This window comes from Modicisalibacter sp. 'Wilcox' (assembly GCF_010993675.1).
GTDB classification, from domain to species: Bacteria; Pseudomonadota; Gammaproteobacteria; order Pseudomonadales; family Halomonadaceae; genus Modicisalibacter; species Modicisalibacter tunisiensis.
Genome location: NZ_WNXF01000002.1, coordinates 1 through 20,402 on the forward strand (window position 1 = coordinate 1; position 20,402 = coordinate 20,402).

The 20,402-nt window shown below is 68.8% G+C and carries 16 protein-coding genes and 1 rRNA gene; 5 read left to right on the forward strand and 12 right to left on the reverse strand.

The window, feature by feature from the left end:
• The 5 genes from G7A98_RS01960 to G7A98_RS01980 all read right to left on the reverse strand — a co-directional run.
• A 16S ribosomal RNA gene (locus G7A98_RS01960) occupies positions 1-73 on the reverse strand; the annotation flags it as partial.
• Positions 74-578: 505 nt separating this feature from the next.
• Positions 579-3,440: an FAD-binding and (Fe-S)-binding domain-containing protein gene (locus G7A98_RS01965; RefSeq protein ID WP_163647819.1), complete on the reverse strand. Its 2,862-nt coding sequence runs from the start codon at positions 3,438-3,440 to the stop codon at positions 579-581.
• Positions 3,437-4,117, reverse strand: a complete 681-nt coding sequence (locus G7A98_RS01970; RefSeq protein WP_163647820.1) for a lactate utilization protein — start codon at positions 4,115-4,117, stop codon at positions 3,437-3,439. The genes G7A98_RS01965 and G7A98_RS01970 overlap by 4 nt, the downstream gene beginning before the upstream one ends.
• Positions 4,114-5,556 carry a LutB/LldF family L-lactate oxidation iron-sulfur protein gene (locus G7A98_RS01975; RefSeq protein WP_163647821.1) on the reverse strand — a complete coding sequence of 481 codons (1,443 nt, stop codon included), beginning with the start codon at positions 5,554-5,556 and terminating at the stop codon, positions 4,114-4,116. Before G7A98_RS01975 ends, G7A98_RS01970 begins: the two co-directional genes overlap by 4 nt.
• Positions 5,553-6,308, reverse strand: a complete 756-nt coding sequence (locus tag G7A98_RS01980; protein WP_163647822.1) for a (Fe-S)-binding protein — start codon at positions 6,306-6,308, stop codon at positions 5,553-5,555. Before G7A98_RS01980 ends, G7A98_RS01975 begins: the two co-directional genes overlap by 4 nt.
• Positions 6,309-6,678: 370 nt before the next feature.
• On the opposite strand from G7A98_RS01980, the gene G7A98_RS01985 reads away from it, so the two are divergent.
• The 3 genes from G7A98_RS01985 to G7A98_RS01995 are packed head-to-tail and all read left to right on the forward strand — an operon-like array spanning position 6,679 to position 11,136.
• Positions 6,679-7,464 (forward strand): GntR family transcriptional regulator, encoded by a 786-nt coding sequence (locus tag G7A98_RS01985; protein ID WP_163647823.1) that lies wholly within the window; start codon positions 6,679-6,681, stop codon positions 7,462-7,464.
• Between the two features lie 23 nt (positions 7,465-7,487).
• Positions 7,488-9,752, forward strand: a complete 2,265-nt coding sequence (locus G7A98_RS01990) for an ATP-binding protein (protein ID WP_205596193.1) — start codon at positions 7,488-7,490, stop codon at positions 9,750-9,752.
• A complete protein-coding gene (locus tag G7A98_RS01995; RefSeq protein WP_163647824.1) occupies positions 9,745-11,136 on the forward strand; it encodes a sigma-54 dependent transcriptional regulator in 1,392 nt (463 codons plus the stop codon). The genes G7A98_RS01990 and G7A98_RS01995 overlap by 8 nt, the downstream gene beginning before the upstream one ends.
• Before the next feature lie 20 nt (positions 11,137-11,156).
• On the opposite strand, the gene G7A98_RS02000 is transcribed toward G7A98_RS01995, so the two are convergent.
• The 3 genes from G7A98_RS02000 to G7A98_RS02010 all read right to left on the reverse strand — a co-directional run bounded on the left by G7A98_RS02000 (position 11,157) and on the right by G7A98_RS02010 (position 14,028).
• Positions 11,157-11,828 carry a metal-dependent hydrolase gene (locus tag G7A98_RS02000; RefSeq protein WP_163647825.1) on the reverse strand — a complete coding sequence of 224 codons (672 nt, stop codon included), beginning with the start codon at positions 11,826-11,828 and terminating at the stop codon, positions 11,157-11,159.
• A gap of 295 nt (positions 11,829-12,123) precedes the next feature.
• The gene (locus G7A98_RS02005; protein WP_163647826.1) at positions 12,124-12,666 is read right to left on the reverse strand and encodes a gamma carbonic anhydrase family protein; all 543 of its coding nucleotides are present in this window, start codon (positions 12,664-12,666) and stop codon (positions 12,124-12,126) included.
• Between the two features lie 21 nt (positions 12,667-12,687).
• The gene (locus G7A98_RS02010) at positions 12,688-14,028 is read right to left on the reverse strand and encodes a sodium-dependent transporter (protein ID WP_163647827.1); all 1,341 of its coding nucleotides are present in this window, start codon (positions 14,026-14,028) and stop codon (positions 12,688-12,690) included.
• A gap of 199 nt (positions 14,029-14,227) precedes the next feature.
• Between G7A98_RS02010 and prlC the strand changes: the two genes are divergently transcribed.
• On the forward strand, positions 14,228-16,279 hold the full coding sequence (prlC, locus tag G7A98_RS02015) for an oligopeptidase A (RefSeq protein ID WP_163647828.1): 2,052 nt from the start codon (positions 14,228-14,230) through the stop codon (positions 16,277-16,279).
• A gap of 61 nt (positions 16,280-16,340) precedes the next feature.
• A complete protein-coding gene (locus G7A98_RS02020; protein ID WP_163647829.1) occupies positions 16,341-16,589 on the forward strand; it encodes a YheV family putative zinc ribbon protein in 249 nt (82 codons plus the stop codon).
• 121 nt (positions 16,590-16,710) lie between these two features.
• Here the strand turns inward: G7A98_RS02020 and sodC are convergent, their stop codons facing one another.
• The 4 genes from sodC to G7A98_RS02040 form a co-directional block, all read right to left on the reverse strand.
• Entirely contained in the window at positions 16,711-17,238 is a 528-nt protein-coding gene (gene sodC / locus G7A98_RS02025) for a superoxide dismutase family protein (RefSeq protein ID WP_163647830.1), read from the reverse strand.
• 129 nt (positions 17,239-17,367) lie between these two features.
• Positions 17,368-18,750, reverse strand: coding sequence for a TRAP transporter large permease subunit (locus G7A98_RS02030; RefSeq protein WP_163647831.1), 1,383 nt, complete (start codon positions 18,748-18,750; stop codon positions 17,368-17,370).
• Entirely contained in the window at positions 18,747-19,307 is a 561-nt protein-coding gene (locus G7A98_RS02035) for a TRAP transporter small permease (RefSeq protein WP_205596194.1), read from the reverse strand. The genes G7A98_RS02030 and G7A98_RS02035 overlap by 4 nt, the downstream gene beginning before the upstream one ends.
• A gap of 65 nt (positions 19,308-19,372) precedes the next feature.
• Positions 19,373-20,371, reverse strand: coding sequence for a TRAP transporter substrate-binding protein (locus G7A98_RS02040; RefSeq protein ID WP_163647832.1), 999 nt, complete (start codon positions 20,369-20,371; stop codon positions 19,373-19,375).
• Positions 20,372-20,402: the final 31 nt, after the last annotated feature.

Consider the following 20,402-nt stretch of genomic DNA (forward strand, 5'->3'; position numbering starts at 1 on the left):
GTTTCCGCTCGACTTGCATGTGTTAAGCCTGCCGCCAGCGTTCAATCTGAGCCATGATCAAACTCTTCAGTTTAAAGTCTGATAGTTCCTAAGGTGGAACCAAACCTGACTCAAGGTTCAAACGTCTCTTGACGAGTCGCTTGCCTTGATATTTGGTGACGTGTCACCGTTATCTCGGCCAAGCGCCCACATGAATTACCTGATCGAATTGTTAAAGAGCGTCGCAACCGTTGCTCGTTGAGCGCCTCGTTGCGAGAGAGGCTGTATTCTACCGATTCGGCCCGGCGTGTCAAGCGGCGTTTGGCGTCGTGGCGATCGGTGACAACCGATCCCGCGGCGGCCGCCGGCCTGCCGAATCGTGGGAGAGCATTCTAGGCGTCTCGAAGCGGTTTGGCAAGGGCGATTTTCATCGCGACCTTCCAAAAACCCTCGAGGAAACAACCACTTGCTTCTCCTCAATACCGCCGGTGACGTGTCCCGTCGTCGGCAGCGGATGCGTACTTTACGGATCAGAGCGGCGGGATGCAAGCCCTTTCTTGCGACCAAGGTCGAAAAATTCGATCACCCCGCCACACGTCCTATTTTGCCGCGCTTTCCGCCGCTTCCCGCGGGCGCCCAACCTCATCGACCAGCGACAGGATCGAGCGATAGGGAATGCCGCCGTGCGCCGCCAGGCCGATCTCGCAGGTCCGCGAGTTGGAGTAACCGACCTCGCAGCCGGCGACCGCCTCGGCCAACCCCGTCAGCGCCGAGGCATTGAGCTCCGGCACCTGCAGGCCCTTGTCACCGGCAAAGCCGCAGCAGGTGATTTCCGGCGGCACTACCACGTCCTCTGCACAGGCCCGGGCCAGGGCGATGAAGGTATCGGCCAGCCCCATGCGCGTACTCGAGCAGGTGACATGCACGGCGACACGCGCCTTCTTGGGCGTGATGGCAAGCCGCGGCAGCACCTGGTCGTGCACAAAGCCCACCGGCTCGTGCAGCGCGAGACGCGCATCCAGGGTTTCCTGCATGCGCAGCGTGCAGGGGCTGGTGTCACAGAGAACCGGATAGCGGCCGTTCTCGCTGGCGGCCAGCAGGACGGCGTTGAGCTCACCCGCCTTGCGGTCGGCTTCCGCGAACTGCCCCTTGGACTGAAATGCCATGCCGCAGCACTGCCCGCCCAGCGATTCCGGCAGGATGACCTCGAAGCCCGCCTTGTCGAGCAGTGACAGCGTCACCTCCATTACCGAGCGCGTCTCGTCATCCCCCCGCGAGCGACCGAACACCCGGGTCGCGCACGAGGGCAGGTAGACCACTCGGGGCGCCCCCGGCTTCGCGCGGCGCGGCCGCTCGAGCACGCGCACCGGTGCCGCATCCGGCAGCGTCGGCAGCCACTGCGGCAGGCGCCGACCGCTGGCCCGCCGCAGGGTGCCGGTGAGTCGCGTCATCGCCGACGTCCCCAGCAGGCCATGGGTCGTGTCGGCGGCCTTGAGCACGCCGCGGGCCAGCTGCGTCACGCCGTCGAAATGGGCCCCGATGCGATGCGCCATCCCCGCCTTGCCGGCCTGGTGATCGTGCCGCCACGCCCGCACCAGATCGCCGGTGTTGATGCCTACCGGGCACTGGGTCGCGCACAGCCCATCGGCCGCGCAGGTATCGATGCCGTCGTAGACGTACCCCTCGCGCAACGTCGCCAGCCGTTCGCGGGCCTCGGCGTCGGCCTGCTCGCCCAGGACCTCGAGCCGGGCCATCTCGCGACGCACGACGATCCGCTGGCGCGGCGTCAGCGTCAGGGCCCGCGACGGGCACACCGACTCGCAGAAGCCGCACTCGATACAGGTATCGACAATCGGGTCGGCGGCCGGCAGCGGCTTGAGGCTCTCCAGATGCAGGGTCGGGTTGCGACTCAGGATCACCTCGGGGTTGAGCAGGTTGTCGGGGTCGAACAGTGCCTTGATCGCCCACATCAGGGCATAGGCCTCGGTGCCCCACTCGCGCTCGACGAAGGGCGCCATGTTGCGCCCGGTACCGTGTTCGGCCTTGAGCGAGCCGCCATACTCGACCGCCACGAGCTGCGCCACGTCCTCCATCAGCGCCCGGTAGCGCTCGGTCTCGCCCGGCTTCTCGAACCCCTGGGGGAAGACGAAGTGCAGGTTGCCCTCCAGCGCATGACCGAAGAGGATCGCCTGAGCGTAGCCGTGGCGGCGGAACACTTCGGTGAGCGCCAGCACGCCTTCGTCGAGACGCTCGACCGGGAAGGCGACGTCCTCGATCACCACCGTGGTGCCGACCTCGCGTACCGCCCCCACCGCCGGAAACAGCCCCTTGCGGATCTTCCAGTAGAGGGCGTACTGCGCCGGATCGCGGGTGAAGGCCACCGGCTCCAGCGTGGCCACCCCCTGCAGGGCCGACTGAACCGCCTCGATGCGTGCCGACAGCTGCCCGGCATCGTCGCCGCGCACATCAACGAGCAGTGCCGCCGCCCCCTCGGGCAGGGTCGCCAGCGCCTCCGGCATGCCGGGCTGGTCGGCCACCGAGCGCAGCGCCGCCCGGTCCATCAGCTCCACCGCCGAGACCGGCGTGGCCTTGAGCGCGATGGTCGCCCGGCAGGTGGTCGCCATGTCGGGGAAGAAGATCAGCGCCGCCGCCTTCTCGGGCTCGTCGGGCACGGTGTCGTAGGTGATGGCGCTGATGAAGCCCAGCGTGCCCTCGGAGCCGATCATCAGGTGCGTCAGGATATCCAGGCCGTCGCGGTAGTCGACCAGGCTGTTGAGCGCATAGCCGGTGGTGTTCTTCAGCCGGTACTTGTGACGGATCTTCTCGGCGAGGGCCGTATTGGCCCGCGTCTCGCGCCCCAGCCGCTCCAGCTCGTCGAGCAGCTTGTCGTGCGAATCCCTGAAGGCCGCCACGCTGTCCGGGTCGGCGGTATCCAGGCAGGTGCCGTCGGCCAGCACCACGCGCAGATCGCGCAGGGTGCGATAGCTGTTCTGCGCCGTTCCGCAGCACATGCCCGAGGCGTTGTTGGCAACGATGTCGCCGATCATGCAGCTGCCGATCGACGCCGGGTCGGGGCCGATCTTGCGCCCGTACGGCGCCAGCAGCTGGTTGGCCCGGGCGCCGATGATCCCCGGCTGCAGACGGATCGCCCGCCCCGCGTCGAGAATCGCGTACTCGCGCCAGCCCTGGTTGAGCTGGATCAGCACCGAATCACCGACGGCCTGGCCGGACAGCGAGGTGCCCGCGGCGCGAAACGTCATCGGCAGCCCGCGCTCCCGGCAGGCGCGCATCACGACACCCAGCTCCGCCTCGTCGAGAGGGCGCACCACCAACTGCGGAATCAGCCGGTAGAAGCTGGCATCGGAACCATAGGCCAGCAGGCGCAGCGGATCATGGATCAGGCGCTCGTCGGGCAGCGTTTCGCGCAGCGCCTCGAGCAGGTCACGATAGGCCGGCGTCATGCGTCCGCCTGCCCGGGGGCGTCAGCATGGCGCACGATCACCACCAGTTCGCGAGGGCCGTGGACCCCGTAGGCCAGCGTCTGCTCGATGTCCGCGGTCTTGCTGGGCCCGGAGATCAGCAGCGCATTGGTGGGCATGCCCTGCGCCCAGCCGTGAGCCTCGACCACGTCGAAGAAGGTGTCCTCGATGGTCTCGGCGTCCAGCACGGCGATGTGCAGCGGCGGCACCAGGCTCAGCCGGCGCGGCTCGTCGGGGGTCGGCCACAGCCACAGGCTGCCGGTCTCGGCGATGGCACCCCGGGTCGAGGTCAGGCCGGCCTCCAGCGTCTCGAACTGCTCGCGACTCCAGGCCGCAATATCACGGTCGGCATCGACCAGCATCACGCCGCCGTCGGCCAGCGCCGCCCGCGCCTCGACGGCGACCGGGTGTTCGCGCCCCACACCGAGTCGGGTCACGCCCTTGTCGCGCAGGACGGCGGCCAGGGCCTGCGTCCATTCGCCCCGCGCGGCGTGATGCACCTCGCCGTGCACCGCGGTGATCATCGACTCGAAACGCGCCAGCCGCTCGGCGGGCGTCCAGCCGCGCCCGGTCATCACCGAGAAGTCGCTCTCGGGCGCACTCAGCGCCCCGTCGGCACGTTCGCGCAGGCGCTTGAGAATGGTCTCGCGGGCACTCATGACTCGCTCTCCCCGGTGGTGTCGTGGTCCTGGCGATGGCGCTTGACCAGCGCATGCAGCGTGGTCGATGCCGGCTTCGGTACGGTGCGGTAGTCGGTCCAGGGACGCAGCGTCGACGGCGCCAGCCCGCGCAGCTTGCCGGCCATGCCGGTACCGGCCCGCCAGGCCCCGGGATGGGTGGCCAGCCACTGCCAGCTCTTCCAGGCGAAGACCTCCTTGCGGTTGCGCTTGACCCCGGCTCCCGGCACGTTGCCGCGCCCCTCGCCGACCGACTCCTTGCGCAGCCGCACCAGCAGGTCGGGAATCGGAATCTTCACCGGACAGACCTCGCCGCAGGCCCCGCACAGGCTCGACGCGCTGGGCAGGTCGCGGGTCGCCTCCAGCCCCATCAGGTGCGGCATCAGGATCTTGCCGATCGGCCCCGGGTAGGTGGTGCCGTAGGTATGCCCGCCCACCCGGGTGTAGACCGGGCAGTGGTTCATGCACGCCCCGCAGCGGATGCAGCGCAGGGTGTCGAGCAGCTCGTCGTCCTGGTAGATGGCCGAGCGCCCGTTGTCGACCAGCACCAGATGGACCTCCTCGGGCCCATCATGCTCGTCCGCCCGGCGCGGCCCGGAGATCATGTTGAAGTAGGTGGTCACCGGCTGGCCGGTCGCCGAGCGGGTCAGCAGCGCATAGAGCGGCGGCACGTCGCGCAGGCGCTCGACCACCTTCTCGATACCGGTCACCGCGATGTGCACCGGCGGCACCGTGGTGGTCATGCGGCCGTTGCCCTCATTCTCGACCAGGCACAGCGTGCCGGTCTCGGCGACCGCGAAGTTGACCCCCGAGATGCCCACGTCGGCGGCCATGAAGCGCTCGCGCAGCTGGGCCCGCGCCGCTGCGGTCATGGCGTCCACGTCGCGGGTACGCTCGGTGCCGGTCTTGTCGTGGAGGATGTCCGAGATCTCGTCGGTGTTGAGATGGATCGCCGGCATGATGATGTGCGAGGGCGTCTGCTCGTTGAGCTGCACGAGGTACTCGCCGAGGTCCGACTCCAGCGCCTCGATGCCCGCCTCCTCGAGATGCGCGTTGAGGTGCATCTCCTCAGAGACCATCGACTTGCCCTTGATGACCGACTTCGCCTCGCGCGCCTGACAGATCTCGCGGACGATCCGGCAGGCCTCGTCGCCGTCGCTGGCCCAATGCACGCGAATGCCGTTGGCCTGGCAGTTGGCCTCGAGCTGCTCGAGCAGGTCCGGCAGCCGCGACAGCGCACGCAGGCGAATGTTGGCGCCCAACTCGCGCAGCGTTTCCACGTCCCATTCGCTGAAGACACTGCGCCGCTTGTCCATCAGCCCGTCCATGGCGCGCCGGAAATTGCTGCGGATCTGCGGGTTGCCCAGCGCGTCATGCGCCTGGCGATGGAAGGCCTCCGGGGTATAGGTCTGAACGCTCATGAGGTGCGCCTCCACAGATAGCTGGCGATGTGTTCGCCACGCACCGGGCGCTGCTGCTGCTCGAGGTGGCCGTCGATGTTCATCAGGCAGCCGCAGTCCGAGGTCACGAAGTGCTCGGCGCCGGCCTCCTCGATGGCGCGGGTCTTGTCGTCGACCATCGCCCCCGAGACTTCCGGGTGGCGTACCGCGAAGGTCCCGCCGAAGCCGCAGCACTCCGCCGCGCGCGCCTGCTCGACCAGCTCCACGTGCTCGAGCTGGCCGAGCAGCGCCGGGCCGGTGTCGGCCACCCCCATCTCGCGTCGGGCACTGCACGAGGTGTGCATCGCCACGCGCTGCGGCTCGCCGCGATCGGTCAGCGTCACATGGCAGACATGCACCAGGAACTCGGTCAGCTCGAAGATCCGCCCGGCCAGCTCGCGGGCCTGCGCCTCGCGCCCGGTGCCGGCGAACAGCTGCGGGTAATGGGTACGCATCATCCCGCCGCACGACCCGGAGGGCACGATCACCGGCCACGGCTCGGGAAACAGGTCGAGCTGCGCGGCCGCCACCGCCCGGGCCTCGTCATGGTAGCCGGAGGTGTAGGCCGGCTGGCCGCAACAGGTCTGGTCGTCGGGAAACACCACCTCGATGCCCTCCCGCTCGAGCAGGCGGATGCCGTCGAGCCCGGCGCCGGGATAGAAGAGATCGATCAGACAGGTGCCATAGAAGTACACCTTGTCCGGCCTGGGGGGGTATTGCTTGAGTGGCGTCATGTCCTCTCCTCGAGCCAGTTGCGTCGCGACCCGGGCACCGCGCCGCGCTGGCGCCGAGCTCTAATTGGTAAAACCAATTGACAATTGATGTTGGGGAACCTTATGGGCAAGGTTAGGCGAGAGTCAAACGCCAGCGTAACAAACTCGCCGTCCGACGCTTTAGACTTTGGTATTGCCTGCCCGAGCGGCAACGGCAACTTGTTGTCATACCACTGAAATCCCCTGTCTCCAGCGAGGTTGCGAGCGCCCGGCATCTCGCTAGAATTGGTAAAACCAATTTGACATTAGCCGCCCCGTCACGCCTTTGACACAATCTGTCGACCGCTCGCGACAGGGCGGGCCCAGCCACCCGGTATCCCGAGAACACGTCATGGTCTATCAGCCGGTCCGACAACCGCGTATCGCCGACGTCATCACCGAACGCCTCGAGTCGATGATCCTCGAGGGCAGCCTGGCGCCGGGCCAGCGACTGCCGCCGGAACGCGAACTGGCCGAGCGCTTCGGCGTGTCGCGCCCCTCGCTGCGCGAGGCGATCCAGAAGCTCTCGGCCCGCGGCCTGCTGAGCAGCCGTCAGGGCGGCGGCACCTTCGTCAGCGAGGAACTCAAGAGCGGCTACAGCGACCCGCTGCTGGAGATGCTCTCGCGCCACGGCGAGTTCCATCTCGACCTGCTCGAGTTCCGCGACGCCCTGGAAGGCATCGCCGCCTATTACGCGGCCCTGCGCTCCACCCCGGCCGATAAGGAACTGCTGATCCGGCGCTTCGAGGAGCTCCAGGCCAGCTACGCCGAGCCGGCGCTGCAGGACGACCCCAATCGCGAGGCCAAGGCCGACGCCGCCTTCCACCTGGCGATCGCCGAGGCAGGGCACAACGTGCTGCTGCTGCATACCATCCGCGGCATCTTCCACCTGCTGGAGAAGAGCATCGTCTCCAACCTGGCGCACCTGTTCGAGAAGCCGGGTTCCCGCGAGCAGCTGATGACCCAGCACCGCGCGCTGCTCGATGCCATCCTCGAGGGCCGTCCGGAGGACGCCCGCCTGCTGGCCCACGAGCACCTGGTGTTCGTCGAGGAAGGGCTGCTCGAACTGGAGCGCGCCGAGACCCGCGCCCAGCGTGCCCTGCGCCGCGCCCAGGCCCTGCCCGAACGCGGCGACTGATTCCACGAGCCCGAGGAGCGCCCATGCAGGCCACCCGCTTGCCCAGACGCTGGCGTCGACTGTTGCTGCTGCTGGTCCCGCTGGGGCTGGCCCTGAGCGTCTGGCAGGTCTCGCTGCTGGCCCGCGAGGAAGCGCTCGATGCCCTGTACGCCGAGGGTCGCAACGAGCTGCGGCTGTCCGCCGCCGGCGTCTCCGCCTACCTGTCGCGCCACGACTACCTGCCGCACCTGCTGGCCAGCCGCGAGGCCGTGCGCTACGCCGTCACCCACCCCGACGATCCGGCGGCGGTGATGCGCCTCAACCGCCTGTTCGACGACTTCCGCGGCATCGCCGATGTCTCCGACATCTACCTGCTCGACGCCACCGGCACCACGCTCGCCGCCAGCAACTGGAACCTGCCGCACAGCTTCGTCGGCCAGAACTACGGCTTTCGCCCCTACTTCCTCGACGCCATGCAGGGGCGGATGGGGCGCTTCTACGGCCTGGGCACGCAATCCGGCGAGCGCGGCTACTACTTCTCGGCGCCGGTGCGCGTCACCGATGCCCGGGGCGGGCATATCGCCGGGGTGCTGGTGGTCAAGGTGCTGGTCGCGCCGCTGGAGGCCAACTGGACGAGCCTCAACGGCGAACTGCTGGTCAGCGACGAACACGGCGTGGTGTTCATGGCCAGCTCGCCGGGGCTGCGCCTGGCCAGCCTGCGTCCGCTGCAGGCCGGCGAGCGCGAGCGCCTGAACGCCACGCGCCGCTACGACGGCGCCCACCTGCCGCTCCTGGACCTGACTCGCCTGGGCCGGCGCCGCGACGGCTCGCGCCTGATGACCTTTGCCGACGGCCCGCTGGAGGGGGAGCGCTTCCTCTCGGTGACCCGCGAGCTGCCGGCCCTGAACTGGCAGATGCGCATGCTCAAGCCGCTGCACGCCCTGGAAAGCGCCCAGTGGCAGGCCGGCATGCTGGCCGCCGGGCTCTACGGCGTGGTGATCCTCGCCGGCGGCATCGGCTGGCAGCGCTGGCGCCTGCGCCGGGAGCGCGAGCTGTTCGCCAGTCGCGAGCGTCGGGCCCTGGCCGAGGGGCAGGCCCGGGTGCGCGGCATCATCGACCGCACCCGCGCCGGCCTGCTGGTGCTCGACGAGCATGCCGCCCTGACCTACCTCAACCCCACCGCCCAGGCGCTGTTCGGCCAGACGCCGCAGAGCGTCGAGGGGCGCCACCTCACCGAGCTGCTCGCGCCGGCCGATGCGCGCAGCATCGCCGCCCTGCGCCACGCCCGCCAGTCGCCGGCCACCGAGGTGCTGGCCCTGCGCCCCGGCGGCGACGGCATTCCCCTGGAACTCACCGTCAGCCGGCTGGTCAGCCCCCACGGCCAGCGCTGGCTGGCCACGGTGTTCGACATCAGCGAACGCAAGGCCCAGGAACACGCCCTGGCCCGCGCCCGCGACCAGCTGGAGCAGCGAGTCGCCGAGCGCACCCGCGACCTGCTGGCCTCCAACCAGCGGCTGTCCTCGGAGATCGACGAGCGCAAGCGCGCCGAGGCCAGTCTGCGCCAGACCCAGGACGAGCTGGTCCAGGCCGCCAAGCTGGCGGTCCTCGGCCAGATGGCGGCGGGCATCAACCACGAGCTCAATCAGCCGCTGGCGGCGATCCGCGCCTACGCCGAGAATGCCCGGACCTTCATCGAGCGCGGCCGCCACGAGACCGCCGACGCCAACCTCGAGCAGATCGTCGAGCTCACCGCACGGATGGCCGAGATCAGCGCCCAGCTCAAGCAGTTCTCGCGCAGAAGCGGCGACAACCTGGCCCCCGTCTCCGTGCAGGCGAGCTTCGGCTACGCCCTGCGCCTGTACCGCTCGCGGCTGGTCGATGCCGGGGTGACGATCACCCGTGACTGGCCGCCCGGCGATGTCTGGGTGCATGCCGACCTGGTGCGCCTCGAGCAGGTGCTGGTCAACCTGATCGGCAACGCCCTGCAGGCGATGAGCGAGACGCCCGAGCCGCACCTGTGGCTGCGCATCCGGCCCGGCGAGACGGTGCGCATCGAGGTGCGCGACAATGGTCCGGGCATCGCCGAGGATCACCTCGGCCGGGTCTTCGAGCCCTTCTTCACCACCAAGGCCACCGGCAAGGGGCTGGGCCTGGGGCTGTCGATCTCGGCGCGCATCATCGACGACCTGGGCGGCCAGCTCGACGCCGGCAACGTCGCGTCCGGCGGCGCCTGCTTCACCATCACCCTGCCGGCCTGTGCCGCGCCGGCCACCGCCGAGCCGCCCCCCGAGGAGGAACGCCATGCATGAGTCGGACGCCACCCCGGTGCTGATCGTCGACGACGAGGAACACCTGCGCATCACCGCCGGCCAGACCCTGGAGCTGGCCGGCTATCAGCCGCAGGCGGTCGGCGACGCCGAGTCCGCGCTGGCCCGGCTCGAGGCCGACTTCCCCGGCGTGGTGGTCAGCGACATCCGCATGCCCGGCATGGACGGTCTGGCGCTGCTGCGCGAAGTGCGCCGCCGCGATCCCGACCTGCCGGTGATCCTGATCACCGGCCACGGCGACATCTCCACGGCGGTGGAGGCGATGCGCGAGGGCGCCTGGGACTTCCTCGAGAAGCCCTTCGCCGGGGAGCGGCTCACCGACGTGGTGCGCCGCGCCGTCGAAAAGCGCCGGCTGAGCCTCGAGAACCGCCGCCTCAAGGCCGAACTGGAGGCTCAGCGCGCCGCCCCCGGCCCCCGCATCGTCGGCCGCACCCCGGCCATGCAGCACCTGACCACCATGCTCCAGCGCATCAGCCAGGTGGAAACCGACGTGCTGCTGTTCGGCGAGACGGGCGTGGGCAAGGACCTGGTCGCGCGCTCGCTGCACGAGCGCAGCCGGCGCGGCGGCCAGCCGTTCGTCGCCATCAACTGCGGGGCGGTGCCGGAGAACATCATCGAATCCGAGCTGTTCGGCCACGAGAAGGGCGCCTTCACCGGCGCGGTGGAACGGCGCATCGGCAAGTTCGAGCACGCCAGCGGCGGCAGCGTGTTCCTCGACGAGATCGAGTCGATGCCGCTGTCGCTGCAGGTCAAGCTGCTGCGCGTGCTGCAGGAACGCAGCATCGAGCGGCTGGGCTCGAATCGCGCCGTGCCCCTGGACATCCGGGTGATCGCCGCCACCAAGGTGGACCTCAGGGCGGCAGCCGAACGCGGCGAATTCCGCGAGGACCTCTACTACCGGCTCAACGTGGTGACCCTGCCGATCCCGCCGCTGCGCGAGCGCCGCGAGGACGTGCCGCTGCTCTTCCAGCATTTCGCGGTGGTCGCCGCCAATCGCAGCGGGCTCGAGGCACCGCCGCTGGACGCCGCCGGCGTCTCGGTGCTGATGGCCCACGACTGGCCGGGCAACGTGCGCGAGCTGCGCAACCTCGCCGAGCGCTTCGTGCTGCTGGGCGCGGCCGACGATTACCGGCTCGATCGCCTGCTGGAGGGCCACGACGGCGGTGCCACCGCGCTGACCCTGCCCCGCCAGGTCGAGCTGTTCGAGAAGAGCCTGATCAGTCAGGCGCTCGCCACGCATCACGGCCGGGTCAGCACCGTCTGCGCGCACCTGGGCCTGCCGCGCAAGACCCTCTACGACAAGCTCAGGAAGTACGACCTGCGCGCCGAGGACTATCGCCAGCGCCCGGGCGCCGACGCCGACTGAGCGGGCTCACTGCCGCACGCTCACTGCCACAGCCGGGTGCTGTGGGCCAGCAGGTCGAGCAGGGTCTGCCAGGGCGGCAGCCAGGGCGCCAGCCCGGCCGCCAGCAGCAGCATGACCATCGAGTTGCCCGGCTCCCGATAGTCGAACAGCTTCATCGCCGTGCCGAAGGAGCGCTTGAGCCGCGAGCCCACCAGGTCGACGCTGTAGAGCTCGTCGAGCAGCAGGTGGATGATGCCGCCCACCACCAGGGCCACGCCCTGCGCCCAGGCCTGCCAGGCCGGCTGGGCGAGCCATTGATAGCTCAGCGCGGTGGTGGTCAGCCCGCACAGCCCCATCGCCAGCAGCGAGTGCCAGATGCCGCGGTGCACGCTGAAGCGCCGGAAGATCGCCCCGGCGCCGTAGCGCACCGCGACGTACAGCCCGCCGCAGCCGACCAGCAGCATCGCCGGGCTGACCCGCCCCTGCAGCCAGCAGGCGCCGGCGACCACCGCCAGCAGGGCGAAGAGGTTGAAGATCAGCCGAATGGCCCGGGAGTGGTCGGAGTCGATGTCCGGCAGGATCCCGCCGAAGGCGGTCAGCGCGGCCAGTGAGGCGCCCTCGGGGGGCGTCCACAGCGACGCCTGCCAGCCACCGACGGCCAGCAGCGCGCCACCGGCCACGGCCACACTGAAATGAGTCTTGAAGTCGGCCACGCGCCGCCACCTGCGAATGACTGGATGTAAATCCAGATTATCGCCCACGGCACCTCGGAAAAACAATCAGTTGGGTGCGGGAAGCAGAGCAATCGCAGTTGACTCCGGCAAGGGGCGCCGGAGACAGGTCGAAGAGGGGGTCCTACGCCATGGATGGCGTAGGTAGCGCCCACGGAAGGGTTCACAGCGCCCCCTCGCAGGCCTGTCGACGGATCAGCCCCTGACGAAAATACTCACTACGGTAGTCTTGCCGCGAGAAACCGGCCCCCGGACCGCCGTCCGGGGGCCCAGCCTATCAGGCGGGGTCGGTCGCGGCGAGGTACTCGTCCTTCAGCTTGACGTAGTTGCCGGCGGTATAGGTGAAGAACTGCCGCTCGGCGTCCTTCAGGGGACGCAACGACCGGGCCGGGTTGCCGGCGTAGACATGCCCGCCCTCCAGGCGCTTGCCGGGCGTGACCACCGCGCCGGCGGCGATGATCACCTCGTCCTCGACCACGGCGCCATCCATGATCGTGGCGTTCATGCCCACCAGCACCCGGTTGCCCACGGTGCAGCCGTGCAGGATCGCCTTGTGGCCGATGGTCACGTCGTCACCGATGCTCAGCGGATAGCCGCCGGGATTGTAGTCGCTGGCGTGGGTGATGTGCAGCACGCTGCCGTCCTGGATGCTGACTCGCGCGCCGACGCGGATGCGGTGCATGTCGCCGCGCACCACCGCCATCGGCCACACCGAGCAGTCATCGCCCAGCGTCACGTCGCCCAGCACCACGCAGTCCGGGTCGATGTAGACGCGCTCGCCGAGCTGCGGCGTGTGGCCGCGAAAGGTTCTCAGGTTCATGATTCGTCACCTCCTCGAGATTCAGAACAGCCCCGACAGCAGTACCACCACCACCAGCGGGATGGAAACGTAGCGCACCAGGGCGCGCCAGGTACGAAAGCCGCCCGGCCCGGCGTCGAGGGCGCGCTCGGCGGCCTCGCTGGACATCACCCAGGCGGCGAAGACGGCGATCAGCAGCCCGCCCACGGGCAGGAAGACGTCGGTGGGCACGGTGGTCACCAGATCGAAGAAGTTCATCTCGCCGATCCAGTGCACGTCGGCCATGGTCGAGAACGACAGCACCGACAGCAGCCCCACCGCCCACACCGCGATGCCCACCAGCGCCGCCGAGCGACCGCGCTTGAGCCCGGCGCCCTGCAGGGTGGCGACCATCGGCTCGGCCAGATTGATCGACGAGGTCCAGGTCGCCAGCAGCAGCAGCAGGAAGAACACCGCCAGCCACAGCGAGCCGCCGGGCAGCTCGGCGAAGGCGATCGGCAGGGTGACGAACATCAGCCCCGGCCCCTCGCCGGGGTCCAGGCCCTGCGAGAACACCACCGAGAAGATGGCGATGCCCGACAGCAGCGCCACCAGGACATCGAGCACCGCCACCGCGGCCACCGCCCGCGGCAGGCTCTGGTGGTCCGGCATGTAGGCGCCGTAGGCCATCAGCGCACAGGCGCCCACCGCCAGGGTGAAGAAGGCGTGCCCCATGGCGTTGAGCACCACCGACAGCGTGATCGCCGAGGCGTCGGGGGTGAACAGCCAGGCCATCGCCGTGCCGAAGCCGTGCGTGGTGGTGGCATAGACGGCCAGCACGACCAGCAGCAGGTAGAGCAGCGGCATCAGCAGGTTGTTGAGCTTCTCGAGGCCGCCGGAGATGCCCGCGGCGACCACCGACATGGTGAGCAGCATGAACAGGGTGTGGTTGAAGGTCATGCGCAGCGGGTCGGCGAGGAAGTCGTTGAAGTTGGCGCCGATCGCCTGCGGCGTGCCGCCGGCGAAGTTGCCGTTGATCGACTCCACCAGGTACTCGATCGACCAGCCGGAGACCACCGAGTAGAACGACAGGATGAAGAACACCGTGATGACCCCGAACAGGCCCAGCCAGCGCCAGTGCGGCGAGGCCCCGGCGGCGCGCGCCAGGTGGCCGAGCGACTGCATGGGGCTGCGTCGTCCGGCGCGGCCGATCAGGATCTCGGCCATCATCACCGGCAGCCCCAGCAGCACCACGAAGGCGATGTAGAGCAGCAGGAAGGCCGAACCGCCGTTCTCGCCGGTCATGTAGGGGAAGCGCCAGATATTGCCCAGTCCCACCGCGGCGCCGGTGACCGCCAGTATGAATGCACGCCGGCTGCTCCAGCGCTCCAGTGTCTCTTTCATCGCTCGTGTCCCTTGTTGTCCCGCCACGGGCGCCGGCGCGGCCTGCCGTGCCGACGGCGCTCGAAAGCCGCAAGCCTAGCAGGGGCGGCGCGGCACGGGAATGGCGCCGCCCGGGCGATCGTCGATGCGGCGTTGAAACCCGCCGGGTGCGGCCGCATCTAACAAGCAGTTCCCCTTTTTGCAGACGAGGCCACCGCGCATGTCCCGCAACCCCTTGCTCGAGACCCACACCCTGCCGCCCTTCGCCGAGATCCGGCCGGAACACGTGGTGCCGGCGATCGAGCGGATCCTCGACGAGAACCGTGACGCCATCGATCGGCTCGCCGCCCGGGCGGAGCGCGAGACGCCCACCTGGGAGAGCCTCGCCGCGCCCCTGGAAGCGCTCAACGACCGCCTGTCCCAGGCCTGGTCGCCGGTCTCGCACTTGAACGGCACGATGAACAACCCCGAGCTGCGCGAGGCCTACCAGGCCTGCCTGGCCAGGCTCTCCGAATACGGCACCTGGCTGGGCCAGCACGAGGGGCTGTTCCGCGCCTACCAGTCCCTCAGGGACTCGCCGCCCTGGGCCGAGCTCGACGCCGCCCAGCAGCGCTCGGTCGACAACACCCTGCGCGACTTCCGGCTCGCCGGCGTCGACCTGCCGGCCGACGCCAAGCGGCGCTACGGCGAGATCCAGGCCCGGCTCTCCGAGCTGTCCAACACCTTCGCCAACCAGGTGCTCGACGCCACCCAGGCCTGGCACAAGGACGTCACCGATGCCGACGCCCTCGACGGCCTGCCGCAGAGCGCCCTGGACACCCTCAGGGCCAACGCCGAGGCCAAGGGCGTCGACGGCTATCGCATCACCCTCGACTTCCCCAGCTTCTTCCCGGTGATCTCCTACGCCGACGACCGCGAGCTGCGCCGCGAGATCTACACCGCCTTCGTCACCCGCGCCTCGGACGTCGGCCCCAACGCCGGCGAGTTCGACAACGCGCCGGTCATCGAGGAGATCCTCGCCCTGCGCCAGGAGCTGGCCGGGCTGCTGGGCTTCGCCACCTATGCCGACTATTCGCTGGCCACCAAGATGGCCGAGTCGCCGCGCCAGGTGCTCGACTTCCTCGCCGATCTCGCCGAGCGCGCCCACCCCCAGGCGCAGGAGGAGTTCAACGAGCTCGAGGCCTTCGCCCGGGAGTCGCTGGGCCTCGAGAGCCTCGAACCGTGGGATGTCGGCTACGCCAGCGAGAAGCTGCGCGAGGCGCGCTATGCAATCTCGCCGGAACAGCTGCGCCCCTATTTCCCGGCGCCGCAGGTGATCGACGGGCTGTTCCGCGTCACCGGGCGGCTCTACGGCCTGCGCTTCGTCGAGGACGAGACGGCCCCGCGCTACCACCCGGACGTGCGCTACTACACGATTCACGACGGCGACACGCCGATCGCCGGCTTCTATCTGGACCTCTACGCCCGCGAGGGCAAGCGCGGCGGCGCCTGGATGGACGAGTGCCGGGTGCGTCGCGAGCGCGAGGACGGCAGCCTGCAGCTGCCGGTGGCCTACCTGACCTGCAACTTCACCCGGCCGGTGGGCGAGCGGCCCGCGCTGCTGACCCACGACGAGGTACTGACGCTGTTCCACGAGTTCGGCCACGGCCTGCACCACATGCTGACCCGGCAGACCGTCGCCGACGTCTCCGGCATCAACGGCGTGGCCTGGGACGCGGTCGAGCTGCCCAGCCAGTTCATGGAGAACTTCTGCTGGGAGCGCGAGGGGCTGGACATGATCGCCGCCCACGTCGACACCGGCGAGCGCCTGCCCGACACGCTGCTCGACAAGCTGCAGGCGGCGCGCAACTTCCAGTCGGCGATGGGCATGCTGCGCCAGCTGGAGTTCTCGCTGTTCGACTTCCGCCTGCATCACGAGCTCGGCGCACCCACGGCGGCCGAGGTCCAGGCTCTGCTCGACGACGTCCGCGATCGCTACTCGGTGGTCCCGCGGGTCGACTTCAACCGCTTCCAGAACGGCTTCAGCCACATCTTCGCCGGCGGCTACGCGGCCGGCTACTACAGCTACAAGTGGGCGGAGGTGCTGTCGGCGGACGCCTACAGCGCCTTCGAGGAGGCCGGCATCTTCGACCCCGAAACCGGGGGGCGCTTCCGCTACCATATCCTCGAGGCCGGCGGCTCGCGGGACGCGGCGGAGCTGTTCAAGGCCTTCCGCGGCCGCGAGCCCAGCGTCGACGCGCTGCTGCGTCACAGCGGCATCCGCGCCGCCTGACGCCGCCCGCCATCATCCACCCGCGCCCCCGGCTCGCCGGGGGCCCGTCAGAGGAGGGCCCATGGCCATCCAGAAACGCTTCATCGCCGGGGCGGTCTGCCCGCGCTGCGCCGCCATGGACAAGATCCGCACCTGGGAGCAGCACGGCATCCGCTACCGGGACTGCGTGGCCTGCGACTTCTTCGAGCAGCTGCCGATCGAGGACGAGGCCGCGCCCGAGCTCACCACCCGGGTCAACCAGCCCCGCGAGGAGGAGCGCGACACCAGCGTGACCCCGGTGCGCATCCTCGACCCCAAGGGCAAGGGCTGACCAAGGCGTGGGTGAGCCGGAACGGCCGACGCGCGCCACTCGTCGGACCATGAAAAGGCCGGGCATTACTGCCCGGCCTTCTGGTTCCTTTCCCCGATTTCCCTGATTCCTGCCGGGCCGGCTACTGGCCCGCCTCGATGACCCCGCAGGCGACCCGCGAGCCGCCGCCGCCGAGGTGCGGATCGTCGCTGTAATTGTCGCCACCGGCGTGGATCACCAGCGCATGGCCCCCGAGGTCGGCCATGGACAGCCGCGGCGCCAGCACCGGCGTGGTCGAGGTGCCCTGGGCATCGACCGTGAGCAGCGGCAGGTCGCCCAGATGCCCCTCGCCGTAGGGCCCCTGGTGGGTGCCGGTGGCATCGGGGTCGAAGTGGCCGCCCGCCGCCGCCGCGGCGACCTTCTCGCCATCCTTCTCGGCCGGCTCGCAGCTGGGGTTCTGGTGCAGGTGGAAGCCGTGCAGGCCGGTTTCCAGGCCCTTCAGGTCGGGGGTGAACTTGACCCCCCAGGGGGTCTTCTCGACGCTGATGGTGCCGATCGACTCGCCGACGCCGTCGGCCGAGACGGCGTGCATCTCGACGGTGGTCGCGGCATGGGCCCCGGCCGTCAGCGCAACGGCCCCCAGACCCAGCATCCATTGCGACAAACGCATGACTGCCTCCCTCACGGTTCGTGATCGTGCGTGCGATCTCAGGCTAGTCGAGGGTACGGCATCGTACCAGAGTGCCAAACGCAGGAGCCCCGCACGCGGGCGGGGCTCCTGGTCTTCAGGCCATCGGGGTCACGACAGCAGATTGGGCAGCCACAGCGAGATCGCCGGGATGTAGGTGATGGCGATCAGGAACAGCAACAACAGGCACAGCCACGGCAGCGCCGCCTTGATCACCCAGCCGATCGAGCGGTTGGTGATCCCTGCGGTGACGAACAGGTTGAGTCCCACCGGTGGCGTGAGCATGCCGATCTCCATGTTGACCACCATGATGATGCCCAGGTGGATCGGGTCGATGCCCAGCTGGGTGGCGATCGGGAACAGGATCGGCGCCATGATCAGCAGGATCGCCGACGGCTCCATGAAGTTGCCCGCCGCCAGCAGCAGCAGGTTGACGACGATCAAGAAGCCCCACGCCGGCAGCCCCCAGGAGACGATCGCCTCGGCGATGTGGTGGGGAATGCGCTCGGTGGTCAGCACATGGGCGAAGAGCATGGCGTTGGCGATGATGAATAGCAGCATCATCGACACCTTGGCGCCATCCAGCACCACACCGCGCACCTCGCGGTTGACGAACGAGCCGACCAGCGCCAGCGGCGTCTGCCACAGGTTGCGCAGGACCGCCGCGGCCAGATTCTCGCCCGGCCGCTTCCAGGGGATGCCCTTGAGCGGGCCCATGTCGCGGTAGCCGATCACCGCCACCAGCCAGGCGTAGATCGCGGCGATCGCCGCCGCCTCGGTGGGGCTGGCCACGCCGCCGTAGATCGAGCCCAGCACCAGCAGGATCAACAGCAGCCCGGCCGTGGCCTTGCCGCCGGAGCGCAGCAGCGCGCCGAAGCCCGGGAACGGCTGGGCGGGCAGCTTCATGCGCCGTGCCGAGATGTAGATGGCCAGCATCAGGATCGAGCCCATCATCAGCCCGGGAATCAGGCCGGCCATGAACATCTTGGCCGCCGAGACCTCGGTGGCCGCCGAGTAGACCAGCATGACGATCGACGGCGGAATCAGGATGCCCAGGGTGCCGGCGTTGGCGATCGCCCCGGCGGCATAGGATTCCGGATAGCCCTGGCGCACCATGCCGGCGATGACGATCGAGCCGATCGCCGCCACCGTGGCCGGCGAGGAACCGGAGACCGCGGCGAACAGCATGCAGGCCAGCACCGAGGCCATCGCCAGGCCACCCTTGACGTGACCCACCGCATCGGTGGCGAAGTTGATCAGGCGCCGCGCCACCCCGCCGGTGGAGAGAAAGGCGCTCGACAGGATGAAGAAGGGAATCGCCAGCAGCGTGTAGTGGTTCGATACCGACTCGAACAGCTTGATGGCAATCGAGCCCAGCGAATCATTGGAGAACAGCAGGATCGTGGTCACGCTGGAGAACCCCAGCGCGAAGGCGATCGGCATGCCCAGGAAGATGGCGCCGAACAGCAGGATGAACAGGGTCGCGATGGTCACGGGCGGCCCTCCTTGTCAGAGGTCTCGTCGGCGGCGTCCTGTTCGGCGAGTCGCAGGCTCTCCTCGCCCTCGTCGGAGAAGCCGAAGCCGTCGGCCTCATCCTTGATCACGCGCCAGCCGAGCTCGAGAAAGCGCAGCACCAGCAGGCCCAGGCCGATCGGCAGGATCAGGGTCGCCTGCCACTTGGGGATGGGAATGTCCTGCAGCTCGATGCCGATCATCCGGGTCAGCGACAGATACTGGTAGCTGCCCACCAGCAGCAGACCGCAGTAGGTCAGGCAGACCGCCAGGCCGACGAGGGTGGCGATACGGCGTCCGCCGCGCGGCAGCTTCTTGACCAGCACGTCGACGCCGATGTGGGTGCCGTGCTTGATCCCCCAGGAGACGCCGAACAGCACGAACCAGCCCGACAGGTAGAGCGAGGCCTCCTGCGCCCAGCTGATCCCCTCGGCCAGCACGAAGCGATAGAACACCTCGACGCCCACCAGCAGCACCATGGCCACCAGCAGCGCCGAGAAGATCGCCTCTTCCAGCTTGTTGAGCCAACGTACAATCATGGTCTTTCCTCATGGATACAACGACGGCGCCCCGGGGGACGCCGTCGCCGGATACCTCGGGCCGATCAGCCCTCGTTGTTGGCGGCCCGGGCGGCGTCGATCACGTCCTGGCCGATCTCGTCGGAGAACTGGTCCCATACCGGCTTCATGGCGTCGACCCACTGCTGACGCTGTTCCGGCGTCAGGTCGATGATCTCGGACTTGCCGGAGTCGATGATCGCCTGCTTGGCTTCCTGGTTCTCCTGGGCGGCGATGTCGTTGCCGTAGGCGATCGCCTGGTCGAGCGCCTTCTCGACCACCGGGCGCACGTCGTCGGGCAGGCCGTTCCAGAAGCGCGCCGAGGAGACCACCATGTAGTCCAGCAGGCCGTGGTTGGACTCGGTGATGTAGGGCTGCACCTCGTAGAACTTCTGCGAGTAGATGTTGGAGTAGGTGTTCTCCTGACCGTCGATGGCGTCGGTCTGCAGCAGCATGAAGACCTCGGAGAACGGCTTCTTCAGCGGCGCGGCATCGACCGCCTCGAACTGCGCCTCGAGCACGTCGGAGGTCATGATGCGGAACTTCTTGCCGGCGGCGTCGGAAGGCACGCGCAGCGGCTCGGAGGCGGAGAGCTGCTTCATGCCGTTATGCAGGTAACCCAGACCGATCAGGCCCTTGGGCTCCAGCGAGGTCAGCAGCTTCTGGCCGGTCTCGCTGTTCTGGAAGCGCTCCACGGCATCCATGTCCTTGAACAGGAACGGCAGGTCGAAGACCTGGAGCTGCTTGGTGTACTTCTGGAACTTGGACAGGGCCGGCGCGGCGAGCTGGACGTCGCCGAGCAGCATGGCCTCGAGCACCTGGTCGTCGCCGTAGAGCTGCGAGTTGGGGTAGACCTCGACGTCGACCTGATCGCCGACCGAGCTCTCCTCGACCAGCTCCTTGAACTTCTCGGCCATCTGGCCCTTCGGGGTGTTCGGTGCCACCACGTGGGAGAACTTGATGGTGATCGGGTCGGCCATGGCGCTGCCGGCCATCATCACGCCGGCGGCGAGGGCGGTCAGCGAAGCGAGCTTGAGCGTGCGCATGTTGTATTGGCTCCTTGCGGCTATTGTTGCG